This window comes from Streptomyces sp. NPDC007157 (assembly GCF_040634235.1).
Classification (GTDB): Bacteria; Actinomycetota; Actinomycetes; order Streptomycetales; family Streptomycetaceae; genus Streptomyces.
The window spans coordinates 193,660-213,338 of sequence record NZ_JBEYFE010000009.1 but is presented as its reverse complement, the minus strand read 5'-3'; the positions used below and the strand labels follow the sequence as shown (position 1 = coordinate 213,338).

The 19,679-nt window shown below is 70.8% G+C and carries 16 protein-coding genes; 4 read left to right on the top strand and 12 right to left on the bottom strand.

The genetic code is table 11. The annotated features are described in order from the left end of the window. Positions 1-93 precede the first annotated feature (93 nt). The 5 genes from trmD to ABZ642_RS19035 form a co-directional block, all read right to left on the bottom strand. On the bottom strand, positions 94-927 hold the full coding sequence (gene trmD / locus ABZ642_RS19055; RefSeq protein WP_360484884.1) for a tRNA (guanosine(37)-N1)-methyltransferase TrmD: 834 nt from the start codon (positions 925-927) through the stop codon (positions 94-96). Continuing rightward, positions 927-1,469, bottom strand: coding sequence for a ribosome maturation factor RimM (gene rimM, locus ABZ642_RS19050; protein ID WP_360484881.1), 543 nt, complete (start codon positions 1,467-1,469; stop codon positions 927-929). Before rimM ends, trmD begins: the two co-directional genes overlap by 1 nt. A gap of 104 nt (positions 1,470-1,573) precedes the next feature. Further along, positions 1,574-1,813: an RNA-binding protein gene (locus ABZ642_RS19045; RefSeq protein WP_003973401.1), complete on the bottom strand. Its 240-nt coding sequence runs from the start codon at positions 1,811-1,813 to the stop codon at positions 1,574-1,576. Positions 1,814-1,818: 5 nt separating this feature from the next. Then, positions 1,819-2,238: a 30S ribosomal protein S16 gene (gene rpsP / locus ABZ642_RS19040; protein ID WP_360484878.1), complete on the bottom strand. Its 420-nt coding sequence runs from the start codon at positions 2,236-2,238 to the stop codon at positions 1,819-1,821. Between the two features lie 315 nt (positions 2,239-2,553). Then, entirely contained in the window at positions 2,554-3,156 is a 603-nt protein-coding gene (locus tag ABZ642_RS19035; protein ID WP_360484875.1) for a hypothetical protein, read from the bottom strand. A gap of 588 nt (positions 3,157-3,744) precedes the next feature. Here ABZ642_RS19035 and ABZ642_RS19030 point away from each other — a divergent pair. Beyond that, positions 3,745-4,614, top strand: coding sequence for a methyltransferase domain-containing protein (locus ABZ642_RS19030; RefSeq protein ID WP_360484872.1), 870 nt, complete (start codon positions 3,745-3,747; stop codon positions 4,612-4,614). A 119-nt stretch (positions 4,615-4,733) separates the two neighbouring features. Here ABZ642_RS19030 and ftsH read toward each other — a convergent pair whose 3' ends face one another. The 6 genes from ftsH to ABZ642_RS19000 all read right to left on the bottom strand — a co-directional run bounded on the left by ftsH (position 4,734) and on the right by ABZ642_RS19000 (position 14,406). Then, a complete protein-coding gene (gene ftsH / locus ABZ642_RS19025; protein ID WP_360484869.1) occupies positions 4,734-6,677 on the bottom strand; it encodes an ATP-dependent zinc metalloprotease FtsH in 1,944 nt (647 codons plus the stop codon). Positions 6,678-6,780: 103 nt separating this feature from the next. After that, positions 6,781-8,331 carry a signal recognition particle protein gene (gene ffh / locus ABZ642_RS19020; protein ID WP_360484866.1) on the bottom strand — a complete coding sequence of 517 codons (1,551 nt, stop codon included), beginning with the start codon at positions 8,329-8,331 and terminating at the stop codon, positions 6,781-6,783. Positions 8,332-8,424: 93 nt separating this feature from the next. After that, entirely contained in the window at positions 8,425-10,881 is a 2,457-nt protein-coding gene (locus ABZ642_RS19015) for a [protein-PII] uridylyltransferase (protein WP_360484863.1), read from the bottom strand. A 35-nt stretch (positions 10,882-10,916) separates the two neighbouring features. Further along, complete coding sequence (locus ABZ642_RS19010) at positions 10,917-11,255, bottom strand: P-II family nitrogen regulator (protein ID WP_329414046.1); 339 nt, start codon at positions 11,253-11,255, stop codon at positions 10,917-10,919. Then, positions 11,252-12,589, bottom strand: coding sequence for an ammonium transporter (locus ABZ642_RS19005; RefSeq protein WP_360484859.1), 1,338 nt, complete (start codon positions 12,587-12,589; stop codon positions 11,252-11,254). The genes ABZ642_RS19010 and ABZ642_RS19005 overlap by 4 nt, the downstream gene beginning before the upstream one ends. Positions 12,590-12,921: 332 nt before the next feature. Then, positions 12,922-14,406, bottom strand: coding sequence for a hypothetical protein (locus ABZ642_RS19000; RefSeq protein ID WP_360484856.1), 1,485 nt, complete (start codon positions 14,404-14,406; stop codon positions 12,922-12,924). Between the two features lie 456 nt (positions 14,407-14,862). Between ABZ642_RS19000 and ABZ642_RS18995 the strand changes: the two genes are divergently transcribed. Next, positions 14,863-15,519 carry a bifunctional DNA primase/polymerase gene (locus ABZ642_RS18995; RefSeq protein WP_360484853.1) on the top strand — a complete coding sequence of 219 codons (657 nt, stop codon included), beginning with the start codon at positions 14,863-14,865 and terminating at the stop codon, positions 15,517-15,519. Positions 15,520-15,713: 194 nt separating this feature from the next. On the opposite strand, the gene ftsY is transcribed toward ABZ642_RS18995, so the two are convergent. After that, positions 15,714-16,907 carry a signal recognition particle-docking protein FtsY gene (gene ftsY / locus ABZ642_RS18990; RefSeq protein ID WP_360484850.1) on the bottom strand — a complete coding sequence of 398 codons (1,194 nt, stop codon included), beginning with the start codon at positions 16,905-16,907 and terminating at the stop codon, positions 15,714-15,716. A 128-nt stretch (positions 16,908-17,035) separates the two neighbouring features. On the opposite strand from ftsY, the gene ABZ642_RS18985 reads away from it, so the two are divergent. Both ABZ642_RS18985 and ABZ642_RS18980 read left to right on the top strand, forming a co-directional pair. Continuing rightward, positions 17,036-18,508 carry a cytosine permease gene (locus ABZ642_RS18985; protein WP_360484847.1) on the top strand — a complete coding sequence of 491 codons (1,473 nt, stop codon included), beginning with the start codon at positions 17,036-17,038 and terminating at the stop codon, positions 18,506-18,508. Between the two features lie 57 nt (positions 18,509-18,565). Further along, a complete protein-coding gene (locus ABZ642_RS18980; protein WP_360484844.1) occupies positions 18,566-19,537 on the top strand; it encodes an LLM class flavin-dependent oxidoreductase in 972 nt (323 codons plus the stop codon). The last annotated feature ends 142 nt before the right edge of the window (positions 19,538-19,679 follow it).

The window sequence follows — 19,679 nt, the reverse complement described above, 5'->3', positions numbered from 1 at the left end:
AGGTTCTTCGGAGGTGGGCCGTGCCGTCGGGGTGGGCGTCGTCTCCCCCTGTGGCAGGGGCGCACACCGGACGGTTCACAACACAACAGCCGCTTATTCTTCCACGCCGGGGGCCCGACGCCAAAATCGGCCGTGCGGCTCCCCCTCCGGGTCCGGTGCCCAGCCCAGGATGGAGAGCATCTCGCGGTCCTTCTTGTCGAACGCCTTGGGGTCGCAGCGCTCGATCAGGTCGGGCCGGTGCGCGGTCGTGCGCTTCAGGGCCTCGTCGCGGCGCCAGCGGGCGATCTTCCCGTGGTGGCCGCTGAGCAGCACCTCCGGGATCTCGCGCCCCCGCCACTCGGGCGGCTTGGTGTAGACGGGGCCTTCCAGGAGGTTGGCCATGGCGCCGGGCGCGAAGGAGTCGTCCCGGTGCGACTCGGCGTTGCCGAGGACGCCGGGCAGCAGCCTGGCCACGGCCTCGGTGACGACGAGTACGGCCGCCTCGCCGCCGGCGAGCACGTAGTCGCCGATGGACACCTCGTGGACCGGCATCCGGGTGGCGTACTCGTCGATGACCCGCCGGTCGATGCCCTCGTAGCGGGCCGGTGTGAAGATCAGCCAGGGCCGCTCGGAGAGTTCGACCGCGAGTTCCTGGGTGAAGGGGCGGCCGCTGGGGGTGGGCACGATCAGCGCGGGGGCGTGCGCGCCGGTCTCGTAGCCGTCGGCGAGGACCGTGTCGAGGGCGTCGCCCCAGGGGTCGGTCTTCATGACCATGCCGGGCCCGCCGCCGTACGGGGTGTCGTCGACCGTGTTGTGCCGGTCGTACGTCCAGGTCCGCAGGTCGTGCACCCGCACATCGAGCTGCCCACGCGCGCGTGCCTTGCCGACGAGCGAGACGTTCAGCGGTTCCAGGTACTCGGGGAAGATCGTGACGACGTCGAGGCGCATCAGGACTCGTCCCGGGAGGAGGCGATCTCCGCGCGGTCGTCGATCAGGCCCGGTGGGGGCGTGATGACGGCCTTCTGCTCCTCCAGGTCGATCTCGGTGACGATCTCCTCGACGAAGGGGATCATCACCTCGCTACCGTCGGGGCGCTCGACGATGAACAGGTCCTGGGAGGGCAGGTGCGAGATCTCGGTGATCCGGCCGACCTCGGTGCCGTCCGCGGTGACCACGTCCAGGTCGATCAGCTGGTGGTCGTAGTACTCGTCCTCGTCCTCGGGCAGCTCCTCCGGATCGACCTCGGCGATCAGGAGGGTGTTGCGCAGGGCCTCGGCCCCCGTGCGGTCCTTGACGCCCTCGAAGCGCAGAAGCAGACGGCCGCTGTGCACCCGGCCCGTCTCGATGGTCAGCGGTCCCGTCGAGGCGGGATCGGTGGCGAGTACGGCGCCGGGCGCGAGCCTGAGCTCCGGCTCGTCGGTGCGTACCTCGACGGTGACCTCGCCCTTGATGCCGTGGGCGCGGCCGATCCGTGCGACTACCAGCTGCACTGTGCTTGTTCTCCTGTCATGGGACTCATACGACCAGCCATACGACTACGGGCCGGGGACGGCCCAGTGGGCCTTCCCCGGCCCGAGCCGGTTGCGATGAAGCGTCAGCGGACGTGGTCCACGTCGACGAGGTCGACGCGGACTCCGCGACCGCCGATGGCGCCCACGACGGTGCGCAGAGCGCGAGCGGTACGGCCGTTGCGGCCGATCACCTTGCCGAGGTCGTCGGGGTGCACCCGGACCTCCAGCACGCGCCCGCGGCGCAGGTTGCGCGAGGCGACCTGCACATCGTCGGGGTTGTCGACGATGCCCTTCACGAGGTGCTCAAGCGCCTCTTCGAGCATGCTGCTCAGGCCTCGGTCGACTCGGACTCAGCCGCGGCCTCGTCCTTCTTCTCAGCCTTCTTCTTCTGGGTGATCGCCTCACCCTTGCCCTCGTCGTCACCGCCGAGCGCCTCGAACGTCGGACGCGCGGCCTTCGGCGCGGCGACGAGCAGCGGTGCCGGGGCGGGCTCGCCCTTGAACTTCTGCCAGTCGCCGGTCTTCTTCAGGATGGCGAGCACGGGCTCGGTCGGCTGGGCGCCGACGCCGAGCCAGTAGGCGACGCGGTCGGCGTCGACCTCCATGACCGACGGGTTGTAGGTCGGGTGGTACTTGCCGATCTCCTCGATCGCACGGCCGTCACGGCGAGTGCGGGAGTCGGCGACGACGATGCGGTAGTGAGGCGAACGGATCTTGCCCAGACGCTTCAGCTTGATCTTGACTGCCACGGGAGTGGGTTCTCCTGGATTTGACGTGTTTGGGCACGGCGAGTCTGCCGCGTGGGGTTGCGGTACCCGAGTGCCCGATGGACGCGTCAGCCGGAGGAGAGAGGGGTCCTGTGCGGCTGTCGAGTACAGCTAGCCATTGTGCCACACCCTGCGGGTCGCTTCGGCCGACGGCGAGGTGCCGGCCGCGAGGTGCGGGCCCTGGGCATGCCGCAGCCGCACCCGGCGCGGAGGTGAGGTGCGTCGGGTGCGCTGCCCGCGGGGAGACCGGGGTGTGGCGTTGAGCCATGGCTACGGCTGCCACGAGCAGCCGTCTGCTCAGCTCGCCGCCGCTCCCACGGCCTCCGGGATGCGGAACGGCTTGCCGCAGCCGCCGCACACGATGGGCGCCTGGGCCAGGACCGACGGCACCACCCGGACGTTGCGGCCGCAGTCGCACACCGCCTTGACCCGGACGCCGCCGCCGGACGAGCCGTGGCGCGCGGCCGGGCCGCGGAAGGTACGGGAGGTGTCGGCGGAGGTCGCCACCGTGTGGGCCTTGAGAGCGCGCTGCAGTCTCTCGATGGTCGGCCGGTAGCGGCGCTTGGCCTCGGGGTTGAGCGAGACCAGCGAGAAGCCGCTGCTCGGGTGCGGCTCGTCGGGGTGGTCCAGGCCCAGCTCCTCGGCGATCGCGAGGAATCTGCGGTTGTGGTAGCGGCCGGCCCGGGAGGTGTCGCGCACTCCACGGGCGGCTGCGACGCCGTGGACTGCCTCATGGAGCAGCCGTTCGAAGGAGAGCTCGTGTCCGCACGCGGACGACGACTCTCCGATCAGGGACTCTGGCGCGGCAAGGTCAGGCAGTTCGGGGTGGTACCGCTGAATGTCGGCCCACGCCTCTGCCAGCTCTGCGGCGAGAACAGGTGGTGTCTGTGTCGTGCTCACGTAATGAGAACGAGCGGGGGTGCCGCTGTGTTCCTATTCCGGGGCATCCCAAATAATTTGCACGTACCCGTCAGTTGGCACTGATGCGTGGAGACGAGTACGGGTGCGCTGATCTGCGGAGAAGCCTCACAGCTCGTACCAAGCCGGTGCGTAGTCTGACGTACGACCCGACGCGTACCCCCGGCGTAGGGACCGGGGCGACTCTGATCGGCGGATGCGCAAGAGGCCTTTCGGTCGCTCTCGTGGCGGGAGACGCCATCTGAGTCAGCGCCCGCGACGGCTCCGACGTTACTCGGACCCCGTCGTCATCCCGGTGCCGGCCCGTGTTCGGCGACCGGGCGCCGTACGGTCACCGTGCCGGCCGACCATGGCCAGAACCGCCGTGTCGTGGGTCCGATGGTAGAGCCACAAGTTGCGGGGATGTGAAATCTCGCCACAGTCACATTCCACCTACAAGCCGGTACCCGCGACCTCTGGACGCCACCGCGAGCCCGGAGTTACCTGGCATACGTGGGAAGTGCGAGCGCACGACACGGGGACCACGGAATCGGTCGGTGCGTAACTCTCGGCGGATTGGGGCGCTTACCTATGACACCTACGCTCGTGCGGCATCACCCGTCTCACGCGGACTCCGCACCCCGCGTGAACCTGGGCGCACGCGCGCGTGACTGGTCAGAGATCCAGGAGCGGATGCTGGTACCGCTCTACGAGACCGTCCACGAGCGACTCGAAGTGGGCCCCGCCACCCGGCTGCTCGGCCTGCGCTGCGGTTCCGGTCTCGCCCTGTTGATGGCGGCGGCCAGAGGGGCCGTGGTGACCGGTGTCGACTCCTCCCCCGAACGCCTCGCCCTCGCCCGTGAGCGCCTGCAGCCCGAGCCGGCCCGCGGGGCACGCGCGCGTGGCCGTGCCGCCCGGGTCGTCGAGGGCGGCCCGGCGGACACGGTGGACACGGTGGACACGCAGGCGCCGGCATACAACCTGATCACCGCCTTCGACCCGATCGGCTGCCTGGCCGGCGACGCCGAAGGGCTCGGTGCACTGCTCGCCGAGGCGACGCCGGCGGCGGAGCGCGGGGCGGCCGTGGTGCTGGTCGGCTGGGGTCCCCCGGAGCGCTGTGCCACCTCGTCCGTCCTGCGGGTGGCCGCGAAATTGGCCGATCCTTTGCGCAGCGCCGGAAGCTGGCGGCCGGCGTGCCGCGACGACCTGGAGGAGGTCGCCCAGCGGGCCGGGCTGCGGATGGACGGTTCCGGTCGGGTCTCCTGCCCGTTCGGCTACGCCGACGCGGACAGCGCCGTACGCGGGCTGCTGTCGACCGGGCTGTTCGACGCGGCGATCGCGGCGACCGACCTGGAGCAGGTCGGCAAGGAGCTGACCGAGGCGCTCCACCCGCACCAGCGTCCGGACGGCACGGTGTGGATGCCGAACGTCTTCCGGTACCTGATCGCCCGCGTGCGCTGACTGTCCGCTGTCCGCCGGAAGGGCCGTCGGCTTTCGTCTGCGGCGCCGTGGGGGCTGGTCGCGCAGCTCCCCACGCCCCTTCGGGACGCTCGGACTCGGGGCAGTCGGATTCGGGGCGGTCAGGTCTCGTCGAGGTCCTTGGTGAATCGGGGGATCCCGGCGATCCGGTAGGCGTCCGCCTCCTCCAGCGTCTCGCGTTCCAGCAGGGCCTGGGCCAGCGCGTCCAGCTGGTCGCGGTGGTCGCGGAGTTTGCGGCGGGCCTCCTCGTAGCACTCGTCGACGATCCGGCGCATCTCGGTGTCGATCGCGTCCAGGGTCTGGGGCGCGGCGGCGAGTCCGTAGGCCTGCTGGGCGTCGTTCGGGAGCGCGGAGAGGCGGCCGACCTCCTCGCTCATGCCCCAGCGGGAGACCATCCCGCGCGCGATGTTGGTGACCTGCTCCAGGTCGCTCTCCGAGCCGGTGGTGATCACGTCGTAGACGACCTGCTCGGCGGCCATTCCGCCGAGCGCGCCGATGATCCGGCCGCGCAGGTACTCCTCGGTGTACGCGTACTTGTCCGCGTCCGGCGTGGACAGGGTGACGCCGAGGGCGCGGCCGCGCGGCACGATGGTGATCTTGCGGACCGGGTCGGCGCCGGGCTGCAGCATGCCGAGCAGGGCGTGCCCGCTCTCGTGGTAGGCGGTGCGCCTGCGCTCCTCCTCGGGCATCACCAGCGGCCGTTCGGCGCCGAGCTGGACCTTTTCCAAGGCCTCCGAGAGGTCGGACTGGGTCACGCTGTCCTGCTGGCGCTTGACGGCGAGCAGAGCGGCCTCGTTGGCGAGGTTGGCCAGTTCGGCGCCGGTCATGCCCGGGGTGGTACGGGCCACCTGGGCGAGGTCGACGTCCGGGGCGAGCGGGATCTCGCGGGTGTGGATCTCCAGGATGGCCTCGCGGCCGGTGCGGTCCGGGGGCGAGACCTGGACCACCCGGTCGAAGCGGCCGGGGCGGGTGAGCGCGGGGTCGAGGATGTCGGCGCGGTTGGTGGCCGCGATGACGATGACGCCCTCGGAGCCGGAGAAGCCGTCCATCTCGGTGAGGATCTGGTTGAGGGTCTGCTCGCGCTCGTCGTGTCCGCCCATGGAGGCACCGCCGCCGCGGGCCCGGCCGATGGTGTCGATCTCGTCGATGAAGATGATGGACGGGGCGACCTTGCGGGCCTCCGCGAACAGTTCGCGCACGCGTGACGCGCCGACGCCCACGATCATCTCGATGAACTCGGAGGCGGAGGCCGAGAAGAACGGCACCCCCGCCTCGCCGGCCACGGCCCGCGCGAGCAGGGTCTTGCCGGTGCCGGGCGGGCCGGCCAGCAGCACACCGCGCGGCATCTTGGCGCCCATCCTGCGGTAGGCGTCGGGGTTCTTCAGGAAGTCGACGACGTCGTTGAGCTCGCCCTCGACCTCGTCGATGCCGGCCACGTCCTCGAAGGTGGTCCGCTGCTGTCCGGGCTCCAGTTCGACCGGCTTGGGCGGCGCCTTACGGCCCAGCATGCCGCCCGCGCCGCCGAGGCCCGCGCTCATCCGGCGCGCGATGAAGACCCACACCGCGACCAGGATGATGATCGGCGCCAGCGAGATCAGCAGGTTGGCGAGGAAACTGCGGTGCTGGACCACCGGTGCGGCCGTGACCGTGACGTTGTGCTTGGTCAGGTTCGCCCACAGGGCGTCGTCGGCGAAGGACGGCCGCTCGGTGTTGAACTTGGTGTAGTTCCCACCGCCCTCGGGGTTCTTCTGCTCCTTCTTGAGCTGCCCCTGGATCGAGTCGCCCTTGGCGTAGATCTTGTCGACGTTGCCGTCGTTGACCTGCTTGCTGAACTCGGTGTACGAGATCGTCGGCTCGTTGGCCTGGTCGAAGTACGACAGCACCAGGTTGGCAAGCAGGTAGACCACCAGAGCGGTCATGATCAACCGCCACCAGCCGCCGCGCATCCTCGGCCCGCCGGACGGCGGCTTCGGCGGCTCCTCGGGGGCACCCTCGGTACGCCAGGGCTGGTCGGGCGACTTGCGCGGCGGCGCGGGGTTGGTCATATGCGGAAGGTACGACACCGACCAACCCCTGGCACGCGCACAGGTGAATTCGGCCCTTGAACTCCCATGAACTTCAGCCCATGGAACGTCGGCCCGTGGAACGTCAGCCCATGAACTTCTTGAACTCGTCCGGCAGCTCGAAGTCCTGGGCGCCCTGCTGCGGCACCCCGAAGGCGTTGCCGCCCTGGGCGGCCGCCTCGCGGCGCTGGGCCTCCTCCAGCTCCTGCTGCTTGCGCTTCATCGGGTTGCCGGAACGCTGCTTGCCCTTGGCCTGCTTCGGCTGCTTCTTGGTACGGCCGGGGCCGCCGCCCATGCCCGGGATCCCGGGCATGCCCGGCATGCCGCCGCCCTGGGCCATGCGGGACATCATCTTGCGGGCCTCGAAGAACCGCTCGACGAGCCCCTTCACCGCGCTGACCTCGACACCGGAACCCTTGGCGATGCGGGCGCGACGGGAGCCGTTGATGATGTTCGGGTCCTGGCGCTCGCCCGGGGTCATCGACTTGATGATCGCGGCGGTGCGGTCGACGTCCCGCTCGTCCAGGTTGTTGATCTGGTCCTTGATCTGGCCCATGCCGGGCAGCATGCCGAGCAGCTTGGAGATGCTGCCCATCTTCCTGACCTGCTCCATCTGGGCCAGGAAGTCATCCAGGGTGAAGTCCTGGCCCTTCTTGGACGCCAGCTTGGAGGCCATCTTCTCGGCCTCTTCCTGGCTGAACGTCTTCTCCGCCTGCTCGATCAGGGTGAGCAGGTCACCCATGTCGAGGATGCGGGAAGCCATCCGGTCCGGGTGGAAGGCGTCGAAGTCGTCGAGCTTCTCGCCGTTCGAGGCGAACATGATCGGCTTGCCGGTGACCTGGCGGATGGAGAGCGCGGCACCACCGCGGGCGTCACCGTCGAGCTTGGACAGGACGACACCGTCGAAGCCGACACCGTCGCGGAAGGCCTCGGCGGTGGTGACGGCGTCCTGGCCGATCATCGCGTCGACGACGAAGAGGATCTCGTCGGGGCTGACCGCGTCCCGGATGTCGGCGGCCTGCCGCATCAGTTCCTGGTCGATGCCGAGGCGGCCGGCGGTGTCCACGATCACGATGTCGTGGACCTTCTGCTTGGCGAACTCGATGGAGTCCTTGGCGACCTTGACCGGGTCGCCGACGCCGTTGCCCGGCTCGGGCGCGTAGACGGCGACCCCGGCGCGCTCGGCGACGACGCTGAGCTGGTTGACGGCGTTGGGGCGCTGCAGGTCGGCGGCGACCAGGAGCGGGGAGTGGCCCTGCCCCTTGAGCCAGTGGCCGAGCTTGCCCGCGAGGGTGGTCTTACCGGCACCCTGGAGACCGGCGAGCATGATGACGGTGGGCGGCTGCTTGGCGAAGCGCAGCCGCCGGGTCTCGCCGCCGAGGATCGTGACCAGCTCGTCGTTGACGATCTTCAGGACCTGCTGGGCCGGGTTCAGGGCCTTGGAGACCTCGGAGCCGAGCGCCCGCTCCTTGACGTTCTTGATGAACGTGCGGACGACCGGGAGGGCCACGTCGGCTTCGAGGAGCGCGATGCGGATCTCGCGGGCCGTGGCGTCGATGTCCGCTTCGCTCAGACGCCCTTTGCCGCGCAGATTCTTGAAGGTCGCTGAAAGGCGATCGGAGAGAGTGTCGAACACGGCGGCGTCGGTCCTCGGAGTCGGGGGCGGTGAGCGTCTTCCAGGGTATCCGGCCGCGCAAGGAAGTGGTCCCCGCCTTGCACAACCGTGCGGTCAGGCCCTCAGCGTCTCCTCCAGCTTGCGCGCCACCGAGCTCGCCTCCTCCGCGGGCAGCGGCGCGTGGTCGGTGCCGGTCACGTAGAAGGCGTCGACGACGTTCGACCCGAGCGTACTGACATGCGCGCTGCGCACCCGTACCCCGGCGTCCTCCAGCGCCCGCCCGATCCGGTACAGCAGCCCGGGTGCGTCCTGGACCCGTGCCTCGATCACCGTGGCGTGCCGGGACGCCGCCGAGGCAACCGTCACGCGCGGCGGCGGGGCCACCCAGCCCCGGCGCCTCGGGTAGGCCGCGTCCCGCTCCGCGAGGCGTCCGGCGATGTCCAGGGAGCCGTCCAGGGCCCGGACCAGGTCGGCGCGGAGGCGGGCCGCCTGGGGCAGGGAGCCGTACTCGGCGGCGACGCGCCAGTCCAGGAGCAGGACGGTGCCGTCGTCGACGTCGTCGGGCAGCTGGAGGGAGCGCAGCTCGGCGGTGCGGACGGCGAGGCGGTGCATGGCCAGGACGCCGGCGACGGCCGGGAGGACGCCCGGCTGGTCCGGTACGGCGATGATCAGTTCCACACCGAGCGGCTCGGGATCGCCGGACGGCTCGTCCTCCGTCGCCGCGGGTTCGGTCTGGGCCCGCAGCGACAGCACCGGGCCGCCGGTGCGGAAGGCCTCGATGGCCAGTCGCTCCTGTTCGGCCGTGGGCGCGCCGGGCTCGGGCTCGTCGGCGCTGTCCCCGGCGAGGACCGCCGAGACCCGCTTGACCAGGTCGGCGACGAGCGAGCCCCGCCAGGACGACCAGGCGGCCGGGCCGGTGGCCAGGGCGTCCGCCTCGGTGAGGGCGTGCAGCAGCTCCAGGGTGCCCTGGCTGCCGACCGCCTCGGCGACCAGCCGGACCGTGGCCGGGTCCTCCAGGTCGCGCCGGGTGGCGGTCTCGATGAGCAGCAGGTGGTGTCGTACGAGCGTCGACAGGACCGCCACGTCCGTGCGGTCGAAGCCGATCCTGGCCGCCACGTCCTTGGCGATGATCTCGCCGGCCACCGAGTGGTCCCCCGGCCAGCCCTTGCCGATGTCGTGCAGCAGCGCGGCGACCAGGAGCAGGTCGGGACGGTGGACACGGCGGGCGAACTCGGAGGCGCGAACGGCCGTCTCGATGAGGTGCCGGTCGACGGTCCAGATGTGCACGGCGTTGCGCTGCGGCCGGCAGCGGACCCGCTCCCAGTCGGGCAGCAGCCGGGTGATCAGACCCTCCGCCTCCAGCGCCTCCCAGACGTCGACGGTCGGGCGGCCGGAACCGAGGAGCGTGACCAGTTGCTCGCGCGCCTCGGCGGGCCAGGGCGTGGGCAGGGGGCGCGCGGTGGCGGCCATGCGCCGTACGGCGTGCAGGGAGAGCGGGAGGCCGGCCTGCGCGGCGGCGGCCGCGGCGCGCAACGGGAGCACGGGGTCGCGTTCGGGGCGCGCGGCGCGGGCGAGCACCACCTCGCCGTCCTGCTCCACCACCCCTTCGGCGAGCGGGGAGCGCTCGGCGACCGGCTTGCCGCCGCCCAGCATGGCGCGCAGCCGCGGCCGCACGGCGCGCGAACGCAGCACGCGCCCCACTTCACGCCAGGTGACATCACTGGCGTACGAAATGACCCGCGCGGACTCGTAGACCTGGCGCAGCAGGGTGTCGGCGTCGAGGAGGTCCAGTTCGGCCGCCACCTGGTCCTGCTCCTGCAGCGCGAGGCGGTCGGTGGCGCGCCCCGTCGCGAGGTGCAGGGCGTCCCGGACGTCGAGCAGGCGCCGGCGGGCGTCGGCGAGGCCCTCGCGCGGGGCGTCGGCCAGCCAGGAGGCGGCGACGGCGCGCAGCGTGGTGGCGTCCCGCAGCCCGCCGCGGGCCTCCTTCAGGTCCGGCTCCAGGAGGTACTGCAGCTCGCCGTGGCGTTCGGCGCGCTCGAGGCAGAGCTCCTGGAGTTCGGGAAGGCGTTTGGGCGCCTGGTTGCGCCAGTCGGCGAGGATCGCGGTGCGCAGTCCAGAGGTCAGGCCCAGGTCGCCGACGATGTGGCGGGCGTCGAGCAGGCCCAGCTGGACCTTGAGGTCCTCACCGGCGGTCTTGCGGGCCTCGGCGGGCGTGCGCACGGAGTGGTCCAGGGCCAGGCCCAGGTCCCAGACGGGGTACCAGAGCCGGTCGGCGACGGCGGCCACCGCGCCGGAGTCGCCGCCGTCGTGCAGCAGCAGGAGGTCCAGGTCGCTGCGTGGCGAGAGCTCGCCGCGGCCGTAGCCACCGACGGCGACCAGGGAGACGCCGTTCTTGATGCCCTCGGTGGCCGCCGCGAACAGGCCGGTCAGCCAGCCGTCCGTGAGTTCGGCGAGGGCGGTACGGCGCGGCGGCCCGGACCGCGCCCCCTCGGTGAGGAGGCGCAGCCGGGCCGCCGCGTAGCCGCTGGGTCCCGTGTTCTCTGCGTCGTTCCGAACTTCCGTGCCCGTCACCCAGCGACTCCTGACTGTATTCAGATGGTTCTGTTCTACAGTGCGTCCGGTCCGCGCTCGCCCGTACGGACCCGAACGGCGGTCTCGACCGGGAGGGACCAGACCTTGCCGTCACCGATCTTGCCGGTGCGGGCGGCCTTGACGACGACGTCGATCAGCTGCTCGGCGTCCTCGTCCTCGGCCAGCACCTCGATACGGATCTTGGGCACCAGGTCGACCGTGTACTCGGCACCACGGTAGACCTCGGTGTGGCCGCGCTGCCGACCGTAGCCGCTGGCCTCGGTGACCGTGAGGCCGTGGACGCCGAAGGCCTGCAGGGCCTCCTTGATCTCGTCGAGCCGGTGGGGCTTCACGACGGCGGTGATGAGCTTCATGCGTCCACCTTCTTGCTCGTGCCGGCCAGAGCCGCGGCGGAGACGGTGCCGAGGACACCGCCGCCCGCCCCGCTGAAGTCGTATGCAGTCTCGGCGTGCTCGGCCTGGTCGATGCCGGAGACCTCGTCGTCCTCGGAGACCCGCATACCGATGGTCTTGTCGAGGAGGAAGGCGAGGACGGCGGAGGCGATCAGGGAGTAGGCGAGGACCGCGCCGACACCGGCGAACTGCTTCCACAGCTGGGTGAAGGAGTGGTCGCCGTAGAAGACGCCGGTCGCGGCGGACTGGCCCTTGCCGGTGGCGAAGAAGCCGATGAGCAGGGAGCCGATGATGCCGCCGACCATGTGGACGCCGACGACGTCCAGGGAGTCGTCGTAGCCGAACCTGAACTTCAGTCCGACGGCCGCGGCACAGGCGACACCGGCGATGACGCCGACGGCGATCGCGCCGAGCGGGGAGACCGCACCACCGGACGGGGTGATCGCGACCAGACCGGCGACCGCGCCGGAGGCGGCGCCCAGCGTGGTGAACGCGCCGTGGCGGATCTTCTCGTAGGCGAGCCAGGCCAGCATGGCGGCGGCGGTGGCGACCTGCGTGTTGACGAACATCAGCGCGCCCACGCCGTCGTCGTTGCCGAGCCACGAGCCCGCGTTGAAGCCGAACCAGCCGAACCACAGCAGACCGGCGCCGAGCATGACCAGCGGGAGGCTGTGCGGGCGCATCGGGTCCTTCTTGAAGCCGACCCGCTTGCCGATGACCAGGATCACGCCGAGGGCGCCGGCACCGGCGTTGATGTGGACCGCGGTACCACCGGCGAAGTCGATCACACCGAGCTTGTAGGCCCAGCCGTCGGCGCCCCAGACCCAGTGCGCGACCGGGACGTAGACGATCGTGAGCCACAGGGCGACGAAGAGCGCCCAGGCCGAGAACTTGACGCGGTCCGCGATGGCGCCGCTTATCAGGGCCGGCGTGATGACCGCGAACATCATCTGGAAGACCATGAAGACGAAGATCGGGATCGTGTAGCCGTCCCAGAGCTCCGTCAGGCCGACGTTGCTCATCCCCAGCCAGTCGGAGTTGAAGCCGATGAAGCCGTTGCTGGAGCCGAAGGCAAGGGAGAAGCCGTAGAGGACCCACAGGATGGTGACGATCCCGATGCTGACGAAGCTCATCATCAGCATGTTCAGGGTGCTCTTGACGCGGACCATGCCTCCGTAGAAGAAGGCGAGTCCCGGCGTCATGAGCAGCACCAGGGCGGAACAGATGAGCATGAAGCCTGTGTTCGCGGAGGACAGCTTCGGTGCCTCCGCGGCAAGCATGATGGCTGGTGCCATCGGCGTCTCCTCGTCGATTGGTACGGCCCAGGGTGCGGGCGATGCCTGAGAGCGGTCCGGTCAAGCGGGGGGTGGGCCGGTTATGCGCCATGAGATTGGCGCAGCGCGGTTTCGGTCGTTGCCCCTCGTTGTTTCGCCGGAGTGACGAAGACGCCCTGCGTGTTACGCGTCGATGAACCGCGGGATACCGGGCTGCGGGATCGTTATCGTGGCGCAACCTTCTCCCGGGCGGAGAGAACCGGCCGCGGCGGCCTTCCGATGACCTGGCGTGGGGGAGCCGAGTCGGCAGTTCGGGAGGGCCGGCCGCGGCCGGGGTCTGGGGTGGGCCGGGTTCAGACCGCCTCGGCGGTCTCCGGCAGGTCGACGGCGAGCTGTTCGGTGAGGTCGACGACCGCGGCGAGATCGCCGTGGTCACGGACGGCCGCGTCCACCGTCTTTCGAATACGAGTGTTCACGCGCTCCGAGCGCACCTTCTTGGCGATGCCCATGGCCTCGGAGGCCAGAACCGTGCTCTGCTCGGGCTCGCCCCGCAGCAGGTGCACGGTGGCCATGCCGATGAGGTTCAGTGCGTACGACCGCTGGTGCTCGGAGTCCTTGGCGAACAGCTCCACGGCCCGCTGCATCAGGGGCTCGGCCAGGGAGGCGTAGGTGGGGCTGCGGCCGGCGACGTAGGCCAGGTCGCGGAAGGAGTGGCTGTTCTCGCCGTAGAGCTCGGCCTCGGAGAAGAAGCGGATCCAGTCCGGGTCCGGATCGTCCCACTCGTCGGCCTCGGAGAAGGTGTCCTCGGCCATCCGGACCGCGCGCTTGCACTTCCCGGGCTGGCCCATGTTGGCGTAGGCGCGGGCCTCCATCGCATACAGCATCGACTGGGTGCGCGGGCTCGCGCAGTCCCGGCTGCCGTACTGGGCGAGGTGGATCAGCTCCAGTGCGTCGTCGGGCCGGCCGAGGTGGATCATCTGGCGGCTCATGCTGGAGAGGACGTACGAGCCCAGCGGCTTGTCGCCGGCCTCCTTGGCCGCGTGCAGGGCGAGCACGAAGTACTTCTGGGCGGTGGGCTGGAGCCCGACGTCGTACGACATCCACCCGGCCAGCTCGGCCAGTTCGGCGGCGACCTGGAAGAGCTTGCGGGTGGTGGTCTCGGGCTGGGGTTCCTGGAGCAGGTCGGTGACCTCGTGCAACTGGCCGACGACCGCCTTGCGGCGCAGGCCGCCGCCGCACTGGGCGTCCCACTGGCGGAACATCACCGTGGTGGACTCCAGGAGCTCCAGCTCCGGCCTGGAAAGGCGGCCCGGGCGGCGGGAGTCGGCCACCGACTCGGAGGCCCGCGGCAAGGCGGTGGGTGAGGGGACGAGCCAGCGCTGCATGGGCTCGATGAGGGACGGGCCCGCCGACAGGATCAGCGAGGTTCCGAGGAAGCCGCGCCGCGCCAGCATCAGGTCACTGCGCGAGAACTCGCTGAGCAGGGCCACCGTCTGCGGGCCCGTCCAGGGCAGGTCGACGCCGGTCGCCGAGGGCGACTGGCGGGCGGCCCGCAGACCGAGGTCCTCGACCGAGACGACACAGCCGAAGCGCTCGGAGAACAGCTCGGAGAGGATCCTCGGGATCGGCTCGCGCGGGTTCTCCCCGTCGAGCCAGCGGCGCACCCTCGACGTGTCGGTCGAGATGTGGTTGGCACCCAACTGGCGTGCTCTGCGGTTCACTTGCCGCGCCAGCTCGCCCTTGGACCAGCCACTGCGCACGAACCACGAGTTGAGCAGCTCATTGGGGCGCTTGTCCGTACTGGCCGCGGTCGTCCCGCTTCCGCCGTTGCCGCCCACTGGAACGCCCCCATCCCTGAGACCACTTGTTGCCGGATGCGCCAAGCCCTATCAGAATGCCGGTAAATACGGCCGACCGCCCGCAGTTCTCACCCTTCGAACGGGATACCGAGTTGCCTCCGGCATACCCACGAGTGCATGTGCCCCCAGGCCTCGTGCACTCAAAGTAATCCTACGATCACTGCTCCAGCCATGGCGATCCCGGAAACGCCACCATTCGCCACCCCTTCGAATGAACTCACGATGGCCTCGGCGCGATTCACTTGACATAGGACGGCCGGGAGTAGGCGGAGCGATGCATTCGGGGGCGCACAGCCCCAGGTGCACCACCGGCAGCACTTCCAGGCGCCGCCTTGACCTTGCGCACGCGAGGGAAAGCGGAGCCCTAGCGTCACGTTCCGTTTCCGTCTCGCTCCGTGTCGTAACCACCGGCGCGCCGGACCCGTTGGAGGGGGCATGGGCTTCACGATCGGCGGCATTCGCGAGATCCGCTCCGGCACGCGCCGGCGCGGTCGTTCATCGGATTGCACCGCCGTCGCCGAGTTCACCGGTCTGTGGGGCTGGGACGTGGTCCCGGGGGCCCGGGCCGCGGCCGGCGCGTGCTCGTGCGGGCACACCGACTGCCCCGCGCCGGGAGCGCATCCGCTGGACTTCGCGCCCCAGGTGCTCGCCGGGGCCACGCTCGACGAAGTCACCAAGGCCTGGGGCGAGCTCCCGGGCGCGGCGGTGATGCTGCCGGTCGGCCGCGCGTTCGACGTGATCGAGGTCGCCGAACCCGCCGGGCGCCGCGCCCTGGTCCGCCTGGAGCGCATGGGGCTGCCGCTCGGTCCGGTCAGCGTCACCCCCGAGGGCCGCGCGCACTTCTTCGTCGCCCCCGGCGCCGCCGCCGAACTCCCCGAAGCGCTCTACCGCATGGGCTGGGACGACCCGACCTCCCTGGACCTGCGCGGCCTCGGCCCGGGTACGCACATCACCGCGCCGCCGTCCGACCGGGGCGGCCTGGGCCCGGTGCGCTGGCTACGGCCGCCGGCCCTGGACTCGGCGACCAAGCCACCGGCGGCGAGGCTGCTGCTGGGGACCCTGGCGTACGTGGCGCACCGGTCGCGGGCGTAGCCGCCCGGCCGGCGACAGCGGAGAGCCCCCTCGCATCCGCACCATGCAGGGGCTCTTCCCTTTCCCGCCCGGCCATCGCAGCACCGCCCGAGAGCGGCGCCGGTCCAGGAGCGCAAAAGCAGCGGCGCCCGTCCCCGACTGCATCGTGGGGACGGGCGCCGCTCGCATCGGCGGGAGGTGAGTCCACCCGCCCGCTACTCCCCGATAAGGGCGTCAACGAACGCCTCCGGCTCGAACGGCGCCAGGTCGTCCGCGCCCTCTCCGAGACCGATGAGCTTGACGGGCACGCCCAGTTCGCGCTGGACCGCGATCACGATGCCACCCTTGGCGGTGCCGTCCAGCTTGGTGAGCACGATGCCGGTGATGTCGACGACCTCGGCGAACACCCGGGCCTGGACCAGGCCGTTCTGGCCGGTGGTGGCGTCCAGGACGAGCAGCACCTCGTCCAACGGGGCGTGCTTCTCGACGACCCGCTTGACCTTGCCGAGCTCGTCCATGAGCCCGGTCTTGGTATGAAGACGCCCGGCGGTGTCGATCAGCACGACATCCACCCCCATCTCCTTGCCCTCCTTCACCGCGTCGAAGGCGACGGAGGCGGGGTCGCCGCCCTCCGGCCCGCGCACGGTGTAGGCGCCGACCCGCTCGCCCCAGGTCTGGAGCTGGTCGGCGGCGGCGGCCCGGAAGGTGTCGGCGGCGCCGAGGACGACCGTACGGCCGTCGGCGACGAGCACGCGCGCGAGCTTGCCGGTGGTGGTGGTCTTGCCGGTGCCGTTCACGCCGACGACCATCACGATGCCGGGCTTGCGGTCGGCGGGCTCGGTCTTCACCTCGCGGTCGGCCTCGGTGCCGACCAGCTTGAGCAGCTCCTCGCGCAGCAGCCCGCGCAGCTCGTCGGGGGTACGGGTGCCGAGCACCTTGACACGCTCGCGCAGCTGTTCGACCAGCTCGGTGGTGGGCTGCACACCGACGTCGGCGGTGAGCAGGATGTCCTCGACCTCCTCCCAGGTGTCCTCGTCGAGGTGCTCGCGCGAGAGCAGCGTGAGCAGCCCCTTGCCGAGCGCGTTCTGGGATCGGGAGAGCCGGGCGCGCAGCCGGACCAGACGGCCGGCCGTGGGCTCGGGGATCTCGATCTCGGGAGCCGGGGGCTCTTCGACGACGACGGGAGCCGAGCCGTCGGGAAGGTCGACCTCCTCTATCGTCCGGCGCGGTTCGTCGCGCGGCGTCTCGGCCTCGTCGCCGACGTGCGGCTCGGCCGGGGGTGCGGTGATGTCGGGCGCGGAGGGGGGCGGCGGGGGCAGCGACTTCTTGCGCCGGCTGCCGATGACCAGCCCGCCGAGCGCGCCGAGCACGACCACGGCGATGACTACAGCAAGGATGACGGTTTCCATAACCCGTCCAGTATCCATCCCTCCCCCGGGCACGACTTTGTTCCCTCGCGAGGGAGTTTCTGGACGATCCTCCGAATCGGCATGCCCTCTTTAGGGGTATTCGTCAGACTAAAGTACGATGACTGCTCATGAGCACCACCGCCCACCACGATGGCGCCCTCGAACATCTGGAAGAGTCGCTGGAGCATCACGGCCTCGAAACCCGGGGCCTCGAACCGGTCCCCGACTCCGAGCGCACCGCGACACCCCGCGGGCTGCTCCCCACCTGGATCGCCGCCAACATCAGCGTCCTGCTGCTCACCGTGGGCGCGAGCCTGGCGGTCTCGTTCGGACTGAACTTCTGGCAGGCCCTGGGGGTCGGCACCGCCGCGCCGATCGTGTCGTACGGCCTGGTCGGGCTGGTCGGCATCGCCGGCAAACGGGGTGGCGCACCGGGCATGGCCCTGTCCCGCGCGGTCTTCGGACAGCGCGGCAATCTGCTGCCCGGCGCGCTGATCTGGGTGGCGCGCTGGGGCTGGGAGACGATCAATGCGGTGACCGGCGCCTATGCGCTGCTGACGGTCCTGGACATCCTCTTCGGGATCAGGAGCAACACCGCCCTGATCATCGTCACCCTGCTGTTCTTCGTGATCACCACGTTCGTGATCTCGGGCATGGGCATCAGGGCGGTGCGACGCTGCAACCGGTGGGCGACCTGGCTGTTCGGCGCCTTCACCCTGCTGGTGCTCGGCCGTCTGATCGCGGTGACGGACTGGAGCAGGGTGCTCGGGCAGCCCGCCGGTCCCACGGCGGCGATGATCACCGGAGTCGGGCTGATCGCGGCGGGCGGGATGAGCTGGGCGCCGGCCTCGCCGGACTTCACGCGGTACCTGCCGGGCACGGCGTCCTCGGCGGCGATCGTACGCAACACGGTCGGCGGCGCCCTGATCGTCGTCCTCCCCATGGTCCTGATGGGTGCGGTGGTGGCGTCCGGCGTGCCGGACCTGGCCAAGGCGAGCGACCCGGTCTCCTTCCTCGGCGAGATCCTCCCGCTGTGGCTCGCGGTCCCCTACCTGCTCATCGCCCTGGTCGGCATGCTCCTGATCAACGCGATGTCGATGTACTCGGCGGGCTTCACCGCGCAGACGCTCGGCTTCCGGCTCCCCCGCCACTGGGCGGTCTCGGTCAACGCGGTGATCTCGCTGGTCCTCGGCGGGGTGCTGATGCTGGCGGCGACCTCGTTCATGGGCTCGTTCATCGCCTTCCTGTCCCTGCTGGCGGTGGCGTTCTCGGCGTGGGTGGGCGTGTTCGGGGTCGACATGCTCCGGCGGCGGGAGTACGACGCCACGGCGCTCCTCGACACCAGCCGCAGCAGTGCCTACTGGTACCGGGCGGGCTTCTCCCCCGCCGCCGTCACCGCCTGGGCGCTCGGCCTGCTGGCCGGGTCCCTGTTCACCAGGTCCGACTGGTTCACCGGCCCGTTCGCCGCGAACAACCCCGTCGGCCGGTACGGGCTGGGCTGGATCGCGACGATCGTGGTCTCGGGCCTGCTGTACGCGGTGCTGCCGAAGCCGACGGTGGTACCGGCGGCGGCCGGGGAGCGCGCACCTCTGGCTGTCTGACGTACCGTCAGCTAGTGTCCCCGCACACCCGCCCGGCCAAGGTGAAGGGGAACTCCCATGTCCGTCTCGGTCGTTCGCTTCAACCTCGTAGAGCCCGGGGCCGACTCCGCCTCCCTGGGCGCCCGATACCGGGCCGCCGTGGAGATGGCCGGGTACGCCGACGAGCACGGGGTCACCACGGTCCAGACCGAGGAACACCACGGGGTCGACAACAACTGGCTGCCGTCGCCGTTCGCCTTCGCGGGCGCGGTGTTCGGGGCGACGCGGAACATCGCGGTGACCGTGTCGGCGGTGATCGGCCCGCTGCACGACCCGCTGCGGCTGGCGGAGGACATCGCGGTCCTCGACCTGCTCAGCGGGGGGCGGCTGGTGACGGTGGCCGGGATCGGCTACCGGCCGGAGGAGTACGCCCTGTTCGACGTGGAGTGGAAGCGGCGGGGGCGGCTGCAGGACGAGGTGCTGGAGACGGTGCTCAAGGCGTGGACCGGGGAGGAGTTCGTCTACCGGGGCCGTACGGTACGGGTCACACCGCGCCCCTTCACCGATCCGCACCCGCTGCTGCTGGTCGGCGGCTCCTCCCAGGCCGCCGCCCGCCGCGCCGCCCGGCTCGGCCTGCCGTTCTTCCCCAGCGCGCATCTGCCGGAGCTGGAGGCGTACTACAAGGAGAAGCTCACCGAGTACGGCACGGAGGGCTGGACGATGATGCCCACGGCGGAGACGCCGCTGCTGCACATCGCCGAGGACCCGGACCGGGCGTGGGCGCGGTACGGGGAGCACTTCCTGCACGAGGCCCGGACCTACGCGTCCTGGCAGTCCGGGGACATCCACTCGGCCGTGCGGTCGTCGGCCACGACGGTGGAGGAACTCCGCGCGGAGGGCGTCTACCGCATCCTCACGCCGGAGGAGTGCGTGGCGGCCGGCCTGGACAACCTGGTCCTGCACCCCCTTGCGGGCGGCATGCCGGTGGAGGAGGGCTGGCGCAGCCTACGCCTCTTCGCGGAAGCCGTGCTTCCGGCGCTGCCGGCGTAGTGGGGTGAGGGTGCGCGCACTGCTGCCCGCCGGAGAGCGGGTGAGGAGTGGGTTGGTGAGGGTGGGTATGGGCCGTCGCCCCCCCCCGGCCGAGAGCGGGCCGGGCGCCCGCGGGTACGAGGAGAAGGGCACCGGCGGCATG

Bases quoted from the DNA above. Each gene is read 5' to 3' on its own strand.
- trmD (WP_360484884.1), bottom strand. From the start codon at position 927: ATGCGCCTCGACGTCGTCACGATCTTCCCCGAGTACCTGGAACCGCTG.
- ABZ642_RS19045 (WP_003973401.1), bottom strand. From the start codon at position 1,813: ATGCTCGAAGAGGCGCTTGAGCACCTCGTGAAGGGCATCGTCGACAAC.
- ABZ642_RS19030 (WP_360484872.1), top strand. From the start codon at position 3,745: ATGACACCTACGCTCGTGCGGCATCACCCGTCTCACGCGGACTCCGCA.
- ftsH (WP_360484869.1), bottom strand. From the start codon at position 6,677: ATGACCAACCCCGCGCCGCCGCGCAAGTCGCCCGACCAGCCCTGGCGT.
- ABZ642_RS19010 (WP_329414046.1), bottom strand. From the start codon at position 11,255: ATGAAGCTCATCACCGCCGTCGTGAAGCCCCACCGGCTCGACGAGATC.
- ABZ642_RS19005 (WP_360484859.1), bottom strand. From the start codon at position 12,589: ATGGCACCAGCCATCATGCTTGCCGCGGAGGCACCGAAGCTGTCCTCC.
- ABZ642_RS18995 (WP_360484853.1), top strand. From the start codon at position 14,863: ATGGGCTTCACGATCGGCGGCATTCGCGAGATCCGCTCCGGCACGCGC.
- ftsY (WP_360484850.1), bottom strand. From the start codon at position 16,907: ATGGAAACCGTCATCCTTGCTGTAGTCATCGCCGTGGTCGTGCTCGGC.
- ABZ642_RS18985 (WP_360484847.1), top strand. From the start codon at position 17,036: ATGAGCACCACCGCCCACCACGATGGCGCCCTCGAACATCTGGAAGAG.
- ABZ642_RS18980 (WP_360484844.1), top strand. From the start codon at position 18,566: ATGTCCGTCTCGGTCGTTCGCTTCAACCTCGTAGAGCCCGGGGCCGAC.